This is a genomic window from Floridaenema aerugineum BLCC-F46 (genome assembly GCF_041929345.1).
GTDB lineage: Bacteria > Cyanobacteriota > Cyanobacteriia > Cyanobacteriales > Aerosakkonemataceae > Floridanema > Floridanema aerugineum.
The window spans coordinates 1-18,127 of record NZ_JBHFNQ010000017.1 but is presented as its reverse complement, the minus strand read 5'-3'; the positions used below and the strand labels follow the sequence as shown (position 1 = coordinate 18,127).

17 protein-coding genes and 1 CRISPR repeat array are annotated in these 18,127 nt (G+C 40.7%); of the genes, 8 read left to right on the top strand and 9 right to left on the bottom strand.

Going from position 1 to position 18,127, the window contains the following annotated elements:
* Nucleotides 1-26: 26 nt before the first annotated feature.
* Both ACE1CC_RS02210 and ACE1CC_RS02205 read right to left on the bottom strand, forming a co-directional pair.
* A complete protein-coding gene (locus ACE1CC_RS02210) occupies nucleotides 27-422 on the bottom strand; it encodes a hypothetical protein (RefSeq protein WP_413268843.1) in 396 nt (131 codons plus the stop codon).
* A gap of 2 nt (nucleotides 423-424) precedes the next feature.
* Nucleotides 425-1,249: an RAMP superfamily CRISPR-associated protein gene (locus ACE1CC_RS02205; protein WP_413268842.1), complete on the bottom strand. Its 825-nt coding sequence runs from the start codon at nucleotides 1,247-1,249 to the stop codon at nucleotides 425-427.
* 144 nt (nucleotides 1,250-1,393) lie between these two features.
* On the opposite strand from ACE1CC_RS02205, the gene ACE1CC_RS02200 reads away from it, so the two are divergent.
* Nucleotides 1,394-1,594, top strand: coding sequence for a hypothetical protein (locus tag ACE1CC_RS02200; RefSeq protein WP_413268841.1), 201 nt, complete (start codon nucleotides 1,394-1,396; stop codon nucleotides 1,592-1,594).
* Between the two features lie 82 nt (nucleotides 1,595-1,676).
* On the opposite strand, the gene ACE1CC_RS02195 is transcribed toward ACE1CC_RS02200, so the two are convergent.
* Complete coding sequence (locus ACE1CC_RS02195) at nucleotides 1,677-2,702, bottom strand: type III-B CRISPR module-associated Cmr3 family protein (protein ID WP_413268840.1); 1,026 nt, start codon at nucleotides 2,700-2,702, stop codon at nucleotides 1,677-1,679.
* Nucleotides 2,693-4,228, bottom strand: a complete 1,536-nt coding sequence (locus ACE1CC_RS02190) for a Cas10/Cmr2 second palm domain-containing protein (RefSeq protein WP_413268839.1) — start codon at nucleotides 4,226-4,228, stop codon at nucleotides 2,693-2,695. The genes ACE1CC_RS02195 and ACE1CC_RS02190 overlap by 10 nt, the downstream gene beginning before the upstream one ends.
* Nucleotides 4,229-4,575: 347 nt before the next feature.
* Nucleotides 4,576-5,135: a CRISPR direct-repeat array (repeat unit 36 nt; unit sequence CTCCCGGCAACAGGGTCAAGTTGCTTTGTTGGAAAC).
* Between the two features lie 172 nt (nucleotides 5,136-5,307).
* Here ACE1CC_RS02190 and ACE1CC_RS02185 point away from each other — a divergent pair.
* The 3 genes from ACE1CC_RS02185 to csx2 all read left to right on the top strand — a co-directional run bounded on the left by ACE1CC_RS02185 (nucleotide 5,308) and on the right by csx2 (nucleotide 9,076).
* Nucleotides 5,308-6,528: an RNA-guided endonuclease InsQ/TnpB family protein gene (locus tag ACE1CC_RS02185; RefSeq protein ID WP_413268838.1), complete on the top strand. Its 1,221-nt coding sequence runs from the start codon at nucleotides 5,308-5,310 to the stop codon at nucleotides 6,526-6,528.
* 103 nt (nucleotides 6,529-6,631) lie between these two features.
* Entirely contained in the window at nucleotides 6,632-7,156 is a 525-nt protein-coding gene (locus ACE1CC_RS02180; RefSeq protein ID WP_413268837.1) for a hypothetical protein, read from the top strand.
* Between the two features lie 660 nt (nucleotides 7,157-7,816).
* Nucleotides 7,817-9,076, top strand: a complete 1,260-nt coding sequence (csx2, locus tag ACE1CC_RS02175) for a TIGR02221 family CRISPR-associated protein (RefSeq protein ID WP_413268836.1) — start codon at nucleotides 7,817-7,819, stop codon at nucleotides 9,074-9,076.
* A gap of 185 nt (nucleotides 9,077-9,261) precedes the next feature.
* Here csx2 and ACE1CC_RS02170 read toward each other — a convergent pair whose 3' ends face one another.
* On the bottom strand, nucleotides 9,262-9,537 hold the full coding sequence (locus ACE1CC_RS02170) for an SAVED domain-containing protein (protein ID WP_413268835.1): 276 nt from the start codon (nucleotides 9,535-9,537) through the stop codon (nucleotides 9,262-9,264).
* A gap of 64 nt (nucleotides 9,538-9,601) precedes the next feature.
* Nucleotides 9,602-9,757, bottom strand: a complete 156-nt coding sequence (locus ACE1CC_RS02165) for a hypothetical protein (RefSeq protein WP_413268834.1) — start codon at nucleotides 9,755-9,757, stop codon at nucleotides 9,602-9,604.
* A 70-nt stretch (nucleotides 9,758-9,827) separates the two neighbouring features.
* On the opposite strand from ACE1CC_RS02165, the gene ACE1CC_RS02160 reads away from it, so the two are divergent.
* On the top strand, nucleotides 9,828-10,196 hold the full coding sequence (locus ACE1CC_RS02160) for a hypothetical protein (RefSeq protein WP_413268833.1): 369 nt from the start codon (nucleotides 9,828-9,830) through the stop codon (nucleotides 10,194-10,196).
* A gap of 111 nt (nucleotides 10,197-10,307) precedes the next feature.
* On the opposite strand, the gene ACE1CC_RS02155 is transcribed toward ACE1CC_RS02160, so the two are convergent.
* A complete protein-coding gene (locus ACE1CC_RS02155) occupies nucleotides 10,308-11,576 on the bottom strand; it encodes an L-lactate MFS transporter (protein WP_413268832.1) in 1,269 nt (422 codons plus the stop codon).
* Between the two features lie 310 nt (nucleotides 11,577-11,886).
* Here ACE1CC_RS02155 and ACE1CC_RS02150 point away from each other — a divergent pair, with 310 nt between their 5' ends.
* Nucleotides 11,887-13,284: a TldD/PmbA family protein gene (locus ACE1CC_RS02150; RefSeq protein WP_413268831.1), complete on the top strand. Its 1,398-nt coding sequence runs from the start codon at nucleotides 11,887-11,889 to the stop codon at nucleotides 13,282-13,284.
* A gap of 191 nt (nucleotides 13,285-13,475) precedes the next feature.
* Nucleotides 13,476-14,141: a Uma2 family endonuclease gene (locus tag ACE1CC_RS02145; protein ID WP_413268830.1), complete on the top strand. Its 666-nt coding sequence runs from the start codon at nucleotides 13,476-13,478 to the stop codon at nucleotides 14,139-14,141.
* On the opposite strand, the gene coaE is transcribed toward ACE1CC_RS02145, so the two are convergent.
* A complete protein-coding gene (coaE, locus tag ACE1CC_RS02140; RefSeq protein WP_413268829.1) occupies nucleotides 14,130-14,717 on the bottom strand; it encodes a dephospho-CoA kinase in 588 nt (195 codons plus the stop codon). The genes ACE1CC_RS02145 and coaE overlap by 12 nt on opposite strands.
* A gap of 79 nt (nucleotides 14,718-14,796) precedes the next feature.
* Between coaE and ACE1CC_RS02135 the strand changes: the two genes are divergently transcribed.
* A complete protein-coding gene (locus tag ACE1CC_RS02135) occupies nucleotides 14,797-15,120 on the top strand; it encodes a hypothetical protein (protein WP_413268828.1) in 324 nt (107 codons plus the stop codon).
* A gap of 35 nt (nucleotides 15,121-15,155) precedes the next feature.
* Here the strand turns inward: ACE1CC_RS02135 and ACE1CC_RS02130 are convergent, their stop codons facing one another.
* Nucleotides 15,156-17,894, bottom strand: a complete 2,739-nt coding sequence (locus ACE1CC_RS02130; protein ID WP_413268827.1) for a sensor domain-containing protein — start codon at nucleotides 17,892-17,894, stop codon at nucleotides 15,156-15,158.
* Nucleotides 17,895-18,127: the final 233 nt, after the last annotated feature.

The following is an 18,127-nucleotide window of genomic DNA, read 5'->3' as shown; positions in this document are numbered from 1 at the left end:
TTCTTCAAGAAGTCGGGGATCTAGCATCATCCTTTATATCGCTGTGTCCACCATACTAAACAATCGCATAATTCTGTTAATATTGCCATTGCAATTCGTTGGTCATTTAATGTTAAATTCCACAATTTTTCGCTCATTTTTTGGATTGCTTGTGTGTTGTCGGGGGTGACGGAATCATTGGGTAAGTCAACTCCGGCTGTTTTCATTACTTTGACTAAAGTATCCCAGGTGGCTTTCCAATAGGCTGATTTGTCGGGTTCTTTTTTCTGTAGGCGCAAGTGTTCGCCCCAAAATCTTTCTAATCCATAAGCTACTGCCATTCGCATTTTATATCCTTGGTTTAAGCTGTCTTTGTTGCGAGTTTTGGCAGCTAATACTAATTTTTGTGCTTCTCGGTCTAAGCCGTAAGTGTTCCAACCCATAATTAATATTCTCCTCCTAGTGTGACGCGACAACGACCAAATCCGATCGACTCCAAACCCCCAAAATAAAGTTGTGCTGTTTTGGCATCACCAAACGGTTGCCAACCTGTGTTTTTTAAGGCTATGGGAAATGCTAAAATACTGCCTTCTGGTAAAGCTTCTACATTAAAAAATGCTCCTGTGTCTACTTTTTTTACTGTGTCGGACAATTTCACTCGACTTTGGCGATAAAGTGCCATGTCATGCAGCATGGCAATATCGTTATCTCCGACGACGACTAAGTTAGATTCGGGAATGTTGTTTACACCTGGGGGAATCCAAGCTGATAAATCTTGTTCGTTTTCGATTTCTAAAAAGCCTAAGTTGAAAAATAGTATCTTGCGATTTACGCCGACTTGTCGCCCTTGTAATGTTTTTGGGGCGGTGTAGGCTGGGGGGATTTTTTCACTAATGTTGGTGATTAATTGGTAGCGTTTTAATAGTCTGGGACAGCTGATCCACACTACTGGTTGACCGGGACAAAAAACGGGCAACCATACTAAGGAAGCATATTCAAATTTTACTATTGCTTCGGTTGTTCCGCCATCTTTTGATTTCTCTTTTTCGTCAGTTATTGCTTCGTGACCATACCAATATTGCGCTTTTTCTGGTTGCTTACTTCGCATATCGGCGCGAAAACGTCCGCGAATTGAACTACCGGGAATTAATCCGGTTTGGGTGAATTGATCTCGGAAAATTAAGTTTAAGTTTCCGGTTTCTTCTCCGGCACTTGCACCTACATGAAGGGGTGCTAATGTTTCAATAATTCCAAAGGCTTGTTTGTACATTAGTTAATCTCCATTTTATAAGTTTGTAGTTTATTTGTAGGGTGCGTTAGTGATAACGTAACGCACCATTTCACAACAAATTTTGTAGATTTTGTCGGGTGTGTTAGTGATAACGTAACGCACCATTTTGCAGCATCTTGGGGGATGGTTTTTGGGAGTAAGAACGATCGCACTGCTATCATTTACCCAAGAGTTAGTGGTGCGTTACGCTGCGCTAACACACCCTACGGTGGTAGAACGATCGCACTGCTATTATTTACCCAAGAGTTAGTGGTGCGTTACGCTGCGCTAACACACCCTACGGTGGTAGAACGATCGCACTGCTATCATTTACCCAAGAGTTAGTGGTGCGTTACGCTGCGCTAACACACCCTACGGGGGTAGCAAGAGTTAGCGGTGGTGGTGCGTTACGCTGCGCTAACGCACCCTACGGGGGGAGGGGGAGGGCTAGGGCGCTACCCCAGCGTTTTAGGGAGTAGCCTTCGGTGGGGAACCAGGTTTCTGACCATTGGTGCCAGGGTTGGGTTAGGGGTTCTTTTAAGAGGTAAACTGTTCCGGGGGGGACTGCGTAACGTCCGCGTGATAGGCGTTTGGTTTTGCCTGTTCCTCCTAAGCGGTAGCGAAATGGGGTGGCGCGTTCTGTGAGTAGGGTTTCTATTTGCCATGCTGTTGACCAGTTGTTGTTTTGATAAATCATTGGTTCTCGGTATGATAGGCGGTTGGAACCCCAAATGGCTGGGGTGATAATGGCAAATTTTTTACCTACGGGTTGGTTGAGTAATTCTAGTGTCTTACTATCGGTTTTGATACATTTGATATTTACTATGTGCCCTTCGCCGCCAAAGCGATACCAGCCTGGGGGTAGTTCGAGGTTACTCAGGTAAATTAAGCTGGTGTCTGGGTTTAATTGTACGGCATTTTCTAAGAATAAACTTCCCCGATCGCTCTCCGCAAAAACTTTCCGCTGGTCGGATTCTAAGCGGGGATGGAGATGCGGTAAATTTTCCCAAGGGTCGGTTTCTACTGTTTGCGGTTGTTGCCATTCTTTAATGGGAATCCAACTGCCTTTTTTGTCGAATTTACCTATGGGTGAATTACCTGTTTCGGTTTGCCATTCTTCTGTTTCTGGATGCCATGTTAGCTGATGTTTTATTTTACCATTGCTGACTAGGAAATTGAAAGGGGTTGGTAGATAAAAGTTTTGCAAATCGTGATTTTTTGCCCAAAATGGGCCTGCTATTTTTAAGGGTTTGAGTTTTTCTTTGAGTTTTTCGCTGTCGGTTTCGCTTTCGGCATAGTTAGCAGCAAATAAGCCGGATACTGTAGCAGCTGATGGGGGGAAACTTGTCCCGGAACGTCCGACTAGGTTTTCTGGGGAAAGGAATCTTCCGGCGCTACCGTAAAGTAATCCTAATGGTTCGATAATTATCAGATAATCGAATGTTAGTGACATAGATGAAACCCTACTTTGGCGAGGTTAATTATCCAGTTATTTAAGGCGGTGTTTGTGTTGGCGGGTTCGGTTTCTTCTTTGCCCAAAATTCCCGCTTTTTCGTCTACGTTCCAGAGATGTTTTAATAGTTGGTCTTTGAGTTGTTCCCCAAAGTAAACTGTAAATAAGCCTAATGCTACTTCTGATTGGTTTCCTTCAAAGGCATGGCGGGATTGTAAGACGGCGACATCATTATATATATGTGTCCAGTTTTTGCCGTTTTCTCGATCGCCATATCCCCCCAACACTTCCGGTAAAAACCACCAAGGACAAACCCATTCTAAATAGTTGCCTCCATTAAATAATACTCGCAAGGCAAGGCGATCGCGTCCATGATTCTTGGCAGATTTTTCCGCCTCTCGACAATGTTGTAAAACATCTCTTTGGGGTACGCCGCCTCCCGCCCAAACAAAACCGACGCTGACTGTTAGTTCTCGTCCATGTTTTTCCCAGACTTTCGGGAATTCATAAAACCAATTTAAGCATTCTTGGGGTTTGAGTTCCGCTTTGTCCCGGAAAAATACACCGAGAAAATCATCTCCTCCAGCATATATTACCTTCCCACTCTTTTGTTTAACTGAGGGAATTAAAGCTTTTTCTCCCCAGTCGAGCATTGATTGACTAAAATCATGGAGTATTTGGGCTTCGTTAGCAGATTCAGAGATTTGGATCAGGTATTTTCCGATGCTGTCGCCATCTCCTTGAAACCATCCTGTCCAGCGTTTTTCGCTGAGGCGATTTAAGTCGCGGAAGGTTTGGGGAATTTCCACACTCGGTAGTTCGTTTGGTTTCAGATTGATTTGAGTGGCGATGACATCATAAGTGATTAGTCGTTTAATTAATTCTGGAATACTTAACTGTTCACTTTCATCGATAAAGGCTTCTCCTAATGGTTTGAGTTGTCTAAGTTGGGTGTAAAATTGGCTAATTTGTGACTTTTCTTGGGTGTAGTTGTAATCTTTTGGGTTGGTGGGGCTTCCCATGTTAGGATAGGCGATCGCATCTGCACCTGATAAAGTGGAACTTTCACCTTGCCAGTTGATACCCGTCCAACTTCGTTTTCCTTTGATTTTGTTCAGTTTGCGTCGCGCCTCGCTGATAGTTTGACCATTTGCCCAAAAAAATTCCCAAGCGTGTTTTGTCCACATTTCCCAATCTTTTCGCCAGTTATATTTCCCTGGTATTTGCTTTTCTATCCACTGGCGACAAGTCCAAGTTAAGGTGTCCCAAGCTTGGTGAAACACTGCTAAGGCTTGACTTTCCTCAAAGTTTCCTTGAATAATGATTTGGTTGGGTGTTCCCCGCACTACATCAATTATGGCTGGGGAAATTACTTTGAGTTCTTGTTTCTCTGCTGCTTCGCAGAGGGTGCGGGAAAGGTAGGACAAGATAAAGGAACTACCATATAAATCTCGCAGTTTGCGGGATTTTTCGATAAATCCTTGGACTGGGGCGAAGGTAATAGCGGTGTAGGTGGTGTCTGGCATGAAGTTGATTTTTTTCTGGTTTGCTATTTTGATTTTTTAGTTGTTGCTACTTTAACAGTGGTCTGGAAGAGGGGTTTTCCTCTAAAAACTTCGGTGGACAAGGGTAGTCTTGTCTATTTCTAGGGTTCCCTTTGATACTCTAAAAATTGATATCGGGTAAAAATTTTTGGCGAGGGGGTGAGAAAATCACGGAAAGTACGATTCTTTCGTTGAGGCGGTCGCTGGCTTGTCTGGTAAGGGTTTGAGCGATTTTTTCTCGGCGTTTTCGTTAATTTGTGGTCACAAATTTTGGGGGGTTCGCAAATCGGTTTTCAATGGTATGCTGGGTAAGGGTTTTATTGGTAGCTCTCCCGGCAACAGGGTCAAGTTGCTTTGTTGGAAACTTGGGTTCAATTCGCCGACTCCACTCATCGTTGGTGTCTCCCGGCAACAGGGTCAAGTTGCTTTGTTGGAAACTTGTGATACCAACGAGTAAAAGTGTGGTATACGGTCTGGTGGAACTCCCGGCAACAGGGTCAAGTTGCTTTGTTGGAAACGACTAACGCTTAATCTTTCCAATCTTGCAATTAATCCTCTCCCGGCAACAGGGTCAAGTTGCTTTGTTGGAAACTATCAAAAGCGTTGCTACTGCCAAACAAGCAACCGACTCCCGGCAACAGGGTCAAGTTGCTTTGTTGGAAACTCTATTCCATATTCAGCAAGATCGTTTCTTACTATAACTCCCGGCAACAGGGTCAAGTTGCTTTGTTGGAAACCACATTAACTCGTGATATTTGCGAGTTAATTCTTGTATTGTACTCCCGGCAACAGGGTCAAGTTGCTTTGTTGGAAACGCCACCCAGAAAAACACTGCCAACCAGTAGGTTGGAACCTCCCGGCAACAGGGTCAAGTTGCTTTGTTGACAACTAAATCGGACTGAGTGTGCCTATTAAACGCTTAGCTAAAAAGCGTCATTGATTAGCAGGATGATTTGGTGTAACAATCAAGGAATTGTCACACCAAATCATTCCTGTATTAGGATGCTTTACAATGATTCTCTGACAACCAAATAAATTTGAATGCAGGAGATTCAACCAAATTGCTAAAAGGCTTTAAGACAAAACTAAACCTCAATAACCAGCAGAAAACATTAGCTGCTAAACACGCTGGTGTAGCTAGACACGCTTGGAATTGGGGATTAGAAATTTGCCTAAAAGCTTTAGAAAATAAAGAAAAATTGCCAACTGCTATTGATTTGCATAAGCGATTAGTAGCCGAAGTTAAATCAGTTAACCCTTGGTATTACGAAGTATCTAAATGGTCTCCTCAAGAATCCTTAAGAAATTTAGATAAAGCATTCAAACGTCTTTTTAAAGTACCAGGAACGGGTAGACCAAAATTTAAGAAGAAAAATACGAAAGATAGTTTTTATTTAGCAGGTGATATTAAAATATCGGGCGATAAAATTAAAATACCTAATTTTGGCTGGGTTAAATGTCATGAAATATTACCTACAGTTCAACCGAAAAGTGTCACGATTACCAAAAGAGCAAATGACTGGTACATTGCGTTTAAATACGAGTTAGAGCCTAAACAAACTCCTAAAATCCGGCAACGAATAGGAGTTGATATTGGAATAAGTGCCTTAGCTACTTGTTCAGATGGTGTTGTTTTTCCTAATCGGAAAGCTTATCCCCTAGCTAAAAGAAAGTTAGCTCATCTGCAACGTTCAGTTAGCCGCAAGCAAAAAGGATCTAAAAATCGAGCTAAGGCTAATTTAAAAGTAGCTAGATTGCATAGAAAAATCTCTAATATCAGAAATGACGCATTGCACAAACTAACAACTTGGCTAGCTAAGAACCACAGCGAAATTGTCATAGAGAATTTAAATGTCTCTGGAATGCTAAGGAATCATAGATTAGCTAGTGCAATTGCTGATTGTGGATTTTATGAGTTTAAAAGACAACTGCAATACAAATCTAGTTGCTATGGTGCAACAATAATTATAGTCGATCGGTTTTATCCGAGTTCTCAGCTTTGTAGTTGTTGCCATCATCGTCAGAAAATGCCACTATCCAAACGAGTATTTAAGTGTGGTAATTGTGGTATAGAAATAGGTAGAGATCTGAATGCCAGCATTAATTTAGAACATTGGCATCCAGATATTGATTATCCAAAAACCATTAGCTCAATGGGGTTAGCCTGTGGAGAGTCAAACCAACTTAATGGCGCTGCTGTTAAGGATTCAATGAAGCAGGAAGAAAACATTAAACTTTCTTGGTTTCAACTTTCGTTGTTTGACTTGAGTAAGTTTAAGTAAGTTTTTCGGAGCGGTGAAGTCGTTTTGTTGGAAAAATACCGTCTACTGGCGTTCGTTTCCTTTCGACTTACTGAAGATCGATGACTACGTATAATCTACATATATGGATAAAAAACCTTTTCGCAGCCCGACTATGCTTATTGAAGCGTCAGCTAGTGTTTACGGTGATGAATTAATCACAGCAACAGAATTGAATCAGCAACCGGGACAAGTTCTAGATAAAGCTTGGGAACGTCCTGTCACCATCACTCGCAACGAGCAACACTTTGCCTTGCTGCGACGCGATCGGATAACCTACATGGTAAAAGCTGCTAAGATGAGCCAAGTTGTGATTGAGCTAATTGATGTTGCTTATCGATCGCGTTTAGGAGAGCAAATCAGTTCCGAACATCCATTAGAATGGGTAAAAGCTTTTGATAATGACGAACTGCGCGAACTAATTGCAGAAGTAGAGAATGCCTACCGCCTTGTAGGTTCAGACCCTCAAGCATGGGATAATCTCGAAGCACTGATTCATGAATGGCAGGAAAGTGCTATAGCAATTAATAGCAAAGAACTAGCAGCAGCTTTTAGCGATAGATTAAGTGTTACTAAACTCCCGACGACTCGGTTAAGTTATCATCCGTAGGGTGCGTCAGAACTAAAAATTACTGTTACTTGCCCAAATTTTTCTGTCTGACGCACAGGACAAACTGTTTGTCTCCCGGCAACAGGGTAAAGTTGCTTTGTTGGAAACTCATAGTAAAAAATCCGCCTGCGAATCAATTCGCAGGCTAATAGCTAAACTCCTCCTAAGAGACAAATATGTAGGGACACGGCATCCGAGATATTTTGGACTAGAAAATAAAGTTAATTATGCCGTGTCCCTACACAACCTAAGAGACAAATATGTAGGGACACGGCATCCGAGATATTTTGGACTAGAAAATAAAGTTAATTATGCCGTGTCCCTACACAACCTTATGCCTGCGTACCAAACAATTGTTTCTTTCATCTATAACGGGCATTCCCGCCCGTGAACCGCTCTAAAGAGGACTAAATATTTAAGAATTCTTCTGCTTTCAGTCCATTAAAATGGACTTGAGCTATTAGCCCGGAAATTGATTTCCGGGCGGGCTAACAGCACAAATGCAAGATCTCAGTCCAGAAAGAAGTTTCTTCTAACGACTGGATTAAATCAACTCAAAAGACTTGGCAATCTAACTTTTCCAACCACAGGAAAAACCCAGATTAGCCAAGTCAAAAACTCTCAAACATCCACCAAAAAAACGAAATTCTAGGACAACCAATGGCTAAAATTCTAATCTCACCGCTAGGAAGTGGCTCACTGGATAGAAACAACTCAGCCACCCGAAAATACAGAACCGCTAAATATCAAATCGATGGCAAAGATTACGAAAAAAGCTTTATCGCCTCAGTACTTTACGAACACTTAAACCTAGACGGAATCATCTTTATTGGCACAGTCAAATCAATGTGGGAAGAAGTTTATGAGACATTTTGCCAAGAAAAAAATGTCAACTGTGATGAAAATTACTATTGCCAACTAGCCGATAAAATCGCCCAACTAGATTATCGCAGTCCCCTTGATTCATTAGACTTATCCTTAATCGAATCAGTATTAGGAGCAAAATCCCGCTGTATCTTGATCAAATATGGAATAGATCAAGCAGAGTTGTGGGAAAACTTCGATAAAACGATTCAAGTAATAGATTCCCTAGAAAAAGGAGATGAACTTTACCTTGATATTACCCATTCCTTTCGTTCCTTATCAGTTTTCCAATTTCTCACCGTGACATTTATCCAAGAACTGCTGTCAGAAAAACAAATAAAAATATCGGGAGTTTTTTATGGAATGCTCGACGTAACAGCGGAACTAAAATATACCCCAGTAGTAGACTTAAATCCCTTATTTGAAATCACCGCTTGGATTAAAGGAGCATATAGCTTAAAAAACTATGGCAATGGCGATTTAATTGCCGAACTTCTGGAGAAACAGGGAGAAACTACCCTAGCTCAACAAATATCTCAAGTATCCCAATCTATTAATATGAATTATGTCAACGCCATCAAACAAAATAGTACCACATTAAAATCTTCTCTAGCCAAACCTTCGCCCAGCAAACCCTTTAATTATCTGCGAGGAATCTTAGAAAAATTCGCGGAAAAATTTGCCCAAAAATCTACCCGCAGTGCCATTCCCGAAGCGGAATATCAATTAGAATTAGCAGGTTGGTACTTTGAAAATCAACGCTATGCCACAGGCTATATTACCCTTGCCGAAGCTATCATTACTTATCTTTGTGAACTAGAAGGAAAAAATCCGGGTTCAGAAAACGATCGCAACACCATGAAAGAATTCTTACATCATCCTAATAATAGAAATCGAGAACTAGCGCAACTTTACTTTCAAGTAAATCCGATTCGGACAGCGATCGCTCATGCTTTAATAGATAAAAAAAGGGCAGGGGTGGGGAGTGCGATCGACAATGCCGAGCAATATTATCAAAAAGCCAAACAAATCTTCAAAACCAAAACTTTCCTCTAAAGCAACTCCTCAAATATGTATCAATTCTATTTATAAGTAGAGTGCAAATAAAAAGGATGGTGCAGGCAGGATGCCTACCCTACAAGAGTTGAATGAAGTTGTAGTTGTAGGGTGCGTCAGACCATAAATCTGTTTGACAGTATCAAGGTTTGAATTTCTGACGCACCCTACTAATTGTTATCAATTCACCCCTGATAAATAATTTCATTCATTTTGATTAAATCTGCATAAGTTTCCGTTTTTGGGTCGTAATTAGTTAATTTAACATTCCAAAAATGTTGAATCGTCATGCCAACTGCGATCGCTAAACTTACAGGCATGGAATAAACCAACTTAATCTCTGTATAATGTTGCTGTGCTTCATGCAAAACTTTGAAAATTTCTCGACAGTACTGAGTCGGTGTCTTCTTCGTAGCTGATAGTATTTCCTCTCTGATTTTGTAAAGCAATAATATCTCCATAATTAGTAATGCTAGGGTCGTTTAGTTTAGTTTTGTGCGCTGCTGTATCGAGCGCAACAGAAACTCAACAAAAACCAGATTTTTCCGGTGAGTAAAATCCTGAAAAACCTGGTTTCTGCCTGATATTTCCTGCAATACTAGGGTAGGTAACGGGCTCTGCACCATATTGGTTATCACTGCGCTGCCACAAAACTGCTTTTACTTCTGGATTTATATACATAGACTGATGAAATATCTGGACTGAAACTATTAAGATTCTAATTAATTATTAACTATCATTAGGTGCAGTTATGAAATATAGATGGTTAATTTTAGTATTAGCAGCGCTCTCTAGTTTAAGTGCTGTAAATGTCTTGGCTCAGACAACTAATTCCTCGAATCAACAACAGTATGGTAGTGGGAATTGGCTTAATTATCCATACGGAGCGCGTGTTTATGGAAATGGAATGATTTCTACGCCTAGTGGCATCATATCTCCTACTGTTGCTGTTCCTCGCTCAGATGGATCTACAACTTACTACTATCGTAATGGCACTCAAATCACTATTGATAGAAACAACACCAATAACCCAGCGGGAACACCTCTTTATCCAGGTATTAATGGTGGGATAAGAGATAATACACTCACCAATCCCAACAATTCTCCACAGAATCAATAGTTTTTGACCAAAGGCTAAAAACCGGGAGGTGAGCCAATAACTAAACCTGAAAGCCTAGATTTTTCGTTCATAAACCCGGTTTTTCAAGTCTTGTTGAGAATGGTGCCAGATCTACATCCGATCGCTAAACATGGCGTTAGCCGGATCGCGCTTTAATGTGGTAGTCGCTACCAGTATTCCGATTACAGCGAGAAAAGCGGTTGGATAAAAAGCGTAGGTGTAGGTTCCAAACAGATCGCGAATTCTCCCGGCAACCACAGTTCCCAAAAGTGCGCCCACACCGTAGGCTGTAAAGACAATTCCGTAATTTTTGGCATAATTTTCTGGTTTAAATAAAGTCAAAGTTGCTGTGGGTGCGAGTGCTAACCATCCGCCTAAACAGAACCAAAATAAACAGAATGCAATTAAATATGTGGCGACTTGTCCAGAGCGAGCATTGATCATCAAAATGGAAGCAATGATAATCAAAACGTAGGTTGCTGTTGCTACATATTTGGGTGGAAAGCGATCGGTTAACCAGCCAAACAAAGGACGACTTAAACCATTGAAAACCGCAAATAGGGAAACACTACTAGCAGCTAAAACCGGATCGATTTCGATAATTTCCTGTGCTACTGGGCTGGAAATGCCGATCGCGCTTAACCCAACTAAAGCACCAATCATGTAACAAACCCACAACCCGTAAAACGAGCGAGTTTGTAACATATTGGGACGATTAATTGGCGCTGAAATTTGCTTAGTTTGAGAAACGTTTCTCCCCTTTGGGCTCCATCCTTGAGGTGGTAGTTTCAGAGCCAGGGAAATTAATAAAATAGCGATCGTAAAAACAATCCCCAGAATCAACAAAGTTTGTCTAATTCCATAAGCATCAATCAAACTCTTCGCTAAGGGAGCCGTTACCAGCGGAGATAACCCAAAACCAACAATAGTCAAACCAACAGCTAGACCTTTTTGATCGGGAAACCAACGAGCCGAAACTACCATTGGTACTCCATAAGCAATGCCAACGCCACTTCCAGCAATCACCCCATAAGTAAAAGCCAGCACGGAGATGTTGGTGGCGAAACTAGAAAGAATGTATCCGACTCCAGCAATTAAACCACCGAGAGCAGTAATTTTTCGGGTGCCAATGCGATCGATATAAAAACCCGTTATTGGCATCAATGTTGCATAAAAAACCAACGCAACAGTGTAAGGTAACAAACTTTCAGTTGCGCCAATATTGAGTAACGTTTCTAGCGGCTTTCTAAAAATGCTCCAGGAATAAACTGTCCCCAAGCAAAGCAAAACGATCATTCCCAAAGGAATTAATAACCATCTGCCCCGCTCTGCTGGGAGCCCAAACAATGTCAATTTTTGGCTCTGATTTTCTAAATTCATACTTTACGAGATTTTTCTCCAAATAGTAGATGCTTCAGCAACTTATATTTATAACTTGCCCAAATTAACTGTAAAATTTAATACTTACAGTTGAGTGATTTTTTGGGGGTTGATATTGGCTCTAACTAGTGCCAGCACAGCAGAAATGATTGAGCAGTTGAAAACTTCTTCAAAGCTGAAGATAAAAGTATTCTTGCCTTGCAGCCTTAGAGCCTTCTTGCACTAGCTAACGCTACCCATTAAATTGCAGAATAGATCGAATTAGCTCACATTTCGGTTAACTTAAACTTTTATTCAAGAGTTGCCTGTCATGCAGACTTTACTGATCAATGGGAAAAACCTGCTTTCTGATTTGATTGCTCGTTATCGATCGCAAGTTGACTATTTGGCGATTCGCCTGGAAGAATCGGAAGGGACTGAGATTTTACTGCGAGCGGATAAGATAGAAACCCTTTCCCAAGGGATCTCGCTTGGTGGACAGGTGCGGGCTTGTTACAAGGGGGGTTGGGGTTTTGCTAGCTTTAATAAACTTTCAACGCTCAAAGAACGGGTGGAGGAAGCGATCGCAGCTGCCAGAATGGTAGGAGAAGAAGAAACGATTCTGGCACCGATTCAAGCAGTGCAGGATGTTTGCAGTTTACCTTTAACTGGCACCGATCCGCGCCAAATTTCTTTAGCCCAAAAGAAAGAGTTGTGCGATCGCTACACAGAAATTCTCCGTAGCCTAGATAAACGGATTACTACTACTTCAGTCCGTTATGGTGACAATGCCCAACGAGTGATTCTCGCCACTTCCGAAGGCACCATGCTAGAACAATCTTGGGTGGATATGGAAATGCGCTTTGCTGCTACTGCCAGAAATGGAGACACCGTACAAACTGGTAGGGAAACTACAGGATCGCGCAAAGCTTATGAAGATTTAATTGGTTTAGATTCCCAAGTTAAAAGTGCTGCCCAACGCGCCGTTGATGCCTTAGCTTTACCTCCAGTTAAAGGTAACACTTACAAGGTGGTGATTGACCCAATTTTAAGTGGGTTGTTTGTTCATGAAGCTTTTGGTCATCTTTCGGAAGCAGATATGGCTTATGAAAATCCTGATTTGTTGGAAGTAATGACGATCGGACGCAGATTTGGGCCAAAAGAATTGCAAATTTTTGATGGTGCAGCCCCAGAAGGACATCGAGGTAGCTATTTTTACGATGATGAAGGTACGCCAGCAACTACCACTCGATTAATTAAAGATGGCGTTTTAGTCGGTAGATTGCATTCTCGTGAAACAGCAGGCAAATTGGGCGAAACTGCTACAGGAAATGCCCGGTGTTTAAATTATCATTATCCCCCATTAGTGCGGATGACTAATACTTGGATTGAACCGGGAAAAACACCTGTTAAGGATTTATTTGCTGATATCAAAGAAGGGGTTTATGCACGTAATTGGTTGGGGGGAATGACGAATGGCGAAATGTTTACTTTTAGTGCTGGGGAAGCTTGGATGATCCGCAATGGAGAAATTGCTGAACCTGTGCGCGATGTGACTCTTTCAGGAAATGTGTTTAGTACTTTGGCTGATATTGAAGCGATCGGCGATGATTTTTACTGGGATGAGTCCGGTGGTTGTGGTAAAGGTGGACAAAGTGGTTTACCTGTAGGTTGCGGTGGCCCTTCTTTGCGAATTAAAAATGTAATTGTCGGGGGAGAAGCAGCTTAAACTCAGATCTTGCAGCAATGGAGGTAGAACCTCCATTCACCTCATTCCCAGGTTGAACCTGGGAACGAGAAAACCGGGTTGAGCATGAAGTTTGTTGTGACGACTTTAGTCGTTTCTTTGTCAGATAGAAGGACTAAAGTCCTCACAACGAACCTGGTTGATTAGTATTTCTTTTAATTGGAGGTTGAATTATGACTGAAATAATGGCGAAAATTTTGCCTTTGGAAAATGGCGATCGTCTAACTCGTGCTGAATTTGAACGGCGCTACCAAACAATGCCTAATTTGAAAAAAGCGGAATTAATTGAAGGAGTAGTTTATATGGGATCGCCAGTTCGGGTAACTCACGGTCAACCTCATGCTCATATTATGGGATGGTTGTTTTCTTATCAGATTGCTACACCGGGAGTTGGATTATTTGATAATACTACAGTTCGTCTTGATGCTGATAATGAACCTCAACCTGATGCACTATTAAGAATTGAGAATGGTGGACAAACAATTATTAGTGAAGATGATTATTTAGAAGGAGCGCCAGAATTCATTGCTGAAATAGCTGCGAGTAGCGCTTCTTATGATTTACGAGATAAATTAAGAGTTTATCGTCGCAACCAAGTGCAAGAATATTTAGTATGGCAAGTGAACGAGCAAAAAATTGATTGGTTTCGGTTAAGGGAAGGAGAATATATTGTTTTACCAAGGGATGCAACCGGAACAATTAAAAGTGAAGTTTTTCCCGGTTTATGGTTAGCAGTTCCGGCTTTAATAGCTGGCAATTTGGTTGAGGTTCAGTCGGTGTTACAAATGGGTTTAGCAACACCTGAACATCAAATTTTTGTCGAAAGGTTAAGAGGTTAATGCAGCATCTATTTGTTGATAAAGGTATGACAAGCTGCCAGAATTATCTAAAATAACATCAGCTTTTTGGCATTTTTGTGCGAGTGACATTTGACTGCTAATTCTCGCTTTCGCTTGTTCTAATGTTAAATTATTTCGCTGCATTAATCGTTCTATTTGTTGTTGTTCATCAACAAATACTACCCAAATTTCTGTAACTAACCCTGTTAATTTTGCTTCAAATAGTAGAGGAATGACTAAGACAACTGTGCTGTTTGATGGTAATTGATTCATTGCTTCTGCAAAGCGTTGTCTGACGTAAGGATGTATTTGTTGTTCTAACCAAATGCGTTCTTCATTGTCACGGAAAACTATTTCTCCTAATTTTTGCCGATTTAATGCACCATCAGGTAAAAGGATTTCGGTTCCGTAACGTTGAGCAATTTTATTTAAAATTGGGGAACCAATTTGTACGGCTTCACGAGCATAAATATCTGCATCTAAAATTGGTAATTGATAAGTGTTAGCTAAATAATTTGAAACTGTTGTTTTGCCAGTACTAATACCGCCAGTTAAACCAATTTTACGCTGAGTCATGATAGTAATAAACCTGGTTCGTTGTGAGGACTTTAGTCTTTTTATTTAAGAATATACGACTAAAGTCGCTACTAAGTAGGTGCCAATAAATAAAGTAAAAATAGTTATCTATCAATGGGGCAGGCAGGATGCCTACCCCACAAGAAAGCTGAAAATTTTGTGGGGCAGGCAGGATGCCTACCCTACAAGAAAGCTGAAAATTTTGTGGGGCAGGCAGGATGCCTACCCTACAAGAAAGCTGAAAATTTTGTGGGGCAGGCAGGATGCCTACCCCACAAGAAAGCTGAAAATTTTGTGGGGCAGGCAGGATGCCTACCCCACAAGAAAGCTGAAAATCTTGTGGGGTGGGCATCTTGCCCGCCTTTGTTTTACTTTATTTAGATCTACCTACTTACAAACTTAATTACAATTATGATAGTTAGGAAGATAAATATTTGCTCATTGTTGATTATTTGGATTTTCCCAGACAAAGTGACCGTTAGAAGAGATTAATCTTTCTGCTGTTTGGCGATCGACAGGTCGTGAAAACAAGAAACCTTGACTATATTCACATTCTAAAGATTGCAATTGCAGGAGTTGTTCGGTGGTTTCTACTCCTTCGGCAATCACATCCATGTTTAAAATGTGAGCTAAAGAAATGATGGTGCGGACAATTTCTAAGCTTTCGCTATCAAAAGCCATTTGATTGACAAAGGATCGATCGATTTTCAAAGTATCAATTGGTAGTTGATGCAACCTTGCTAAAGAAGAGTAGCCTGTACCAAAGTCATCTATTGAAAGCTGAATTCCCAAAGTTTTTAATTGTTGTAACATGGCTGTCTCGGAAGCACAGTTTCCCGTCAAGCTACTTTCTGTAATTTCTATTTTCAAACTTTCTCGGTTAATTCCAGTTTCTTGTAAAATTTGGTCGATGCGTTCTATTAATCCCAATTGTGCTAATTGAGCAGCGGAGAGATTGACACTAATTGTTAAGGGGAATTGTTGCGGAAATTTCTCTTTCCAAGTCACCATTTGGCAACAAGCTTCTTTTAGTACATACCGATCGATTAAACTAATTAATCCGGTTTCTTCGGCTAGGGGAATAAATTCTACTGGTGAAACCCAACCTCTGCTGGGGTGATACCAACGGACTAAGGCTTCAAAACCAATTAATTTGCCATTTTTAATTGAGACTATTGGTTGATAGTAAACTTGGAATTCTTGACGTTCGATCGCGCGTCTTAAATCTGTTTCTAACTGCAAGCGTTCTACAGCTTGAGTTTGCCATCCCGGTTCAAAAACTGCATAACGAGTTTTACTTAATTGTTTAGTTTGGTGCATGGCTGTATCAGCAGCACGCAGGTAATCTTCTGGTTGTTCATAACCGACATAACTGAATGCAATGCCAATACTAGTAGTAATAAAAACTTCCTGTCCGTCAAGATCGAAAGGATAGCTGAGTGCTTGGTAAATTTGTTCAGCAAGTTGAGTCGCGTTGCTAGTTTCTCCCAAGTTTGTTAACAAGATAGCAAACTCATCTAATCCTACTTGTCCTACCATTGCTTTTCTTGATTTCTGGGGATTCTTGGAAGTATTATTTATCGCGAAAGTTGGCTTCTGTGAGGTTTGGTTATCCCGGATTAAATTTGATTCTAAATCAACATCAAAAAATGAGAAGTTTCTATTTTGTAAACAATTTTGAATTCGTTGAGCAGCAGTGATCAGCAAGCGATCGGCTAAATGATGCCCCAAACTAAATTTAACCATTTGAAAGCGGTCTAAGTTCAAAAATAATACAGCAAATAAACTGTCTTCGTGATGTTTTGCTAAGTGAATAGTTTCTTTAAGTTGTTTGAGAAATAAAGTGCGGTTTGGTAATCCAGTAATTAGATCGTAATAAGCATAACGTTGCAATTTTTCTTCTGCTTGTTTGCGTTCGCTGACATCTTGTACCATTGTCATATAGTTAACAATCTGATTATTGGCATCTTTTAACGGTGTGTTATGCCACTCGCAAGTAATTGTCCGACCATCTTTAGTAATGTTTTCCATTAAGCTATGATCGGTAATTTCTCCGGCTGCTAACTGCTGGTGAATTTGTTGCACAAAACCTCTAGCGTCAGGGGAAGTAATTAAGTGTTCCAGGTATTTACCTAATACTTCTTGTTTGGGATAACCAAATATTTTTTCTGCGGCGGGATTCCAATCTATAATCCGAAAGTCTCGATCTCTAAGAATACAGCCAATAGGCATTCGATCGATTTGCAGTTGCAACCGTTCTTGTAATTGTTTAGTTTCCTCATAAAGTTGAGCATTAATAATTGCCATTGCACAGCGTTCGGCGGTAATTTCTAATAGATGAAGTTCCCGATCGCTAAAGGGATGATTATTAAACCAATCTACGTGCAGCACTCCCACTAAATTCCCATTCCTTTTTAAAGGTACACCCATCATTGTGTGAATATTCAGTTGTGTTAAAATTGGGCTAATTATCAGCGGATTTGCTTGGACATTTTCTATATACAGTGGTTGATGAGTAGCGGCAATAGTACCAGCAAAACCTTGACCGATCGCTACACTAAATCCCGCTCGCAGTTCTTCTTCAATCCCAATGGTAGCCCTCACCCAGAGGCGATCGCCTTCTTTGAGCAAAATTACGCCTGTATCTGCTTTAATTACTTCTACAATTCGCTGAAGCAATACATTTAGTAATTCCCCTAAATTTAATGTACTAACTGCATTAGCTGTCACTCTACTCAGAGCAGTTAAATCTTCACTTTCTTGGCTTAATTTTCTCAGTAATGCTAAACGTTCTTTTTCTGCTTTTTTGCGCTCTGTAATGTCCCGTGATATTCCAATTAAACCAATAATTTCTCCTTGAGAATTTCGACAGACATTTTTTGTTGCCAGATATACCTGCGTGTTGTTGTTAATAGAAATAATTTCCTCTACCGTTTCCGACTTACCGTTGCTGATAATTCGGCGGTCATTTTCCATGATTATTCTCGCTGTTTCTAAGGCAAAAAGTTCTCTATCATCCTTGCCAATAATTTCTCCGGCTGACTTCCCTAAAATTCTGGCAGTTTCCGAATTTACAAATAAATATTTGCCTTGAATATCTTTAATAAAAAGAGCATCCGTAGTGCCTTCTATTAATGCCCTAAGAATGTTGTTCCTATCTGACAAGCTAATTTCCATTGCTTTGCGATCGCTAATATCTTTATCATAACCCTTACTGATTAATAATAATTATTTTTGCTTTACTCAGCAATAACCCGTTTATTAATCACCCATCTCAATGGAGCAAGGGGACTCCCGTTACACCCGATAGGGTTAGCGGGAGGGGAATTGCGACCAGCTAACTCAGATTGAGCGCAGCGAATCATCTTTTCATGTTGCATAGTTGTACCCATCATTTCGATGAATGTGCT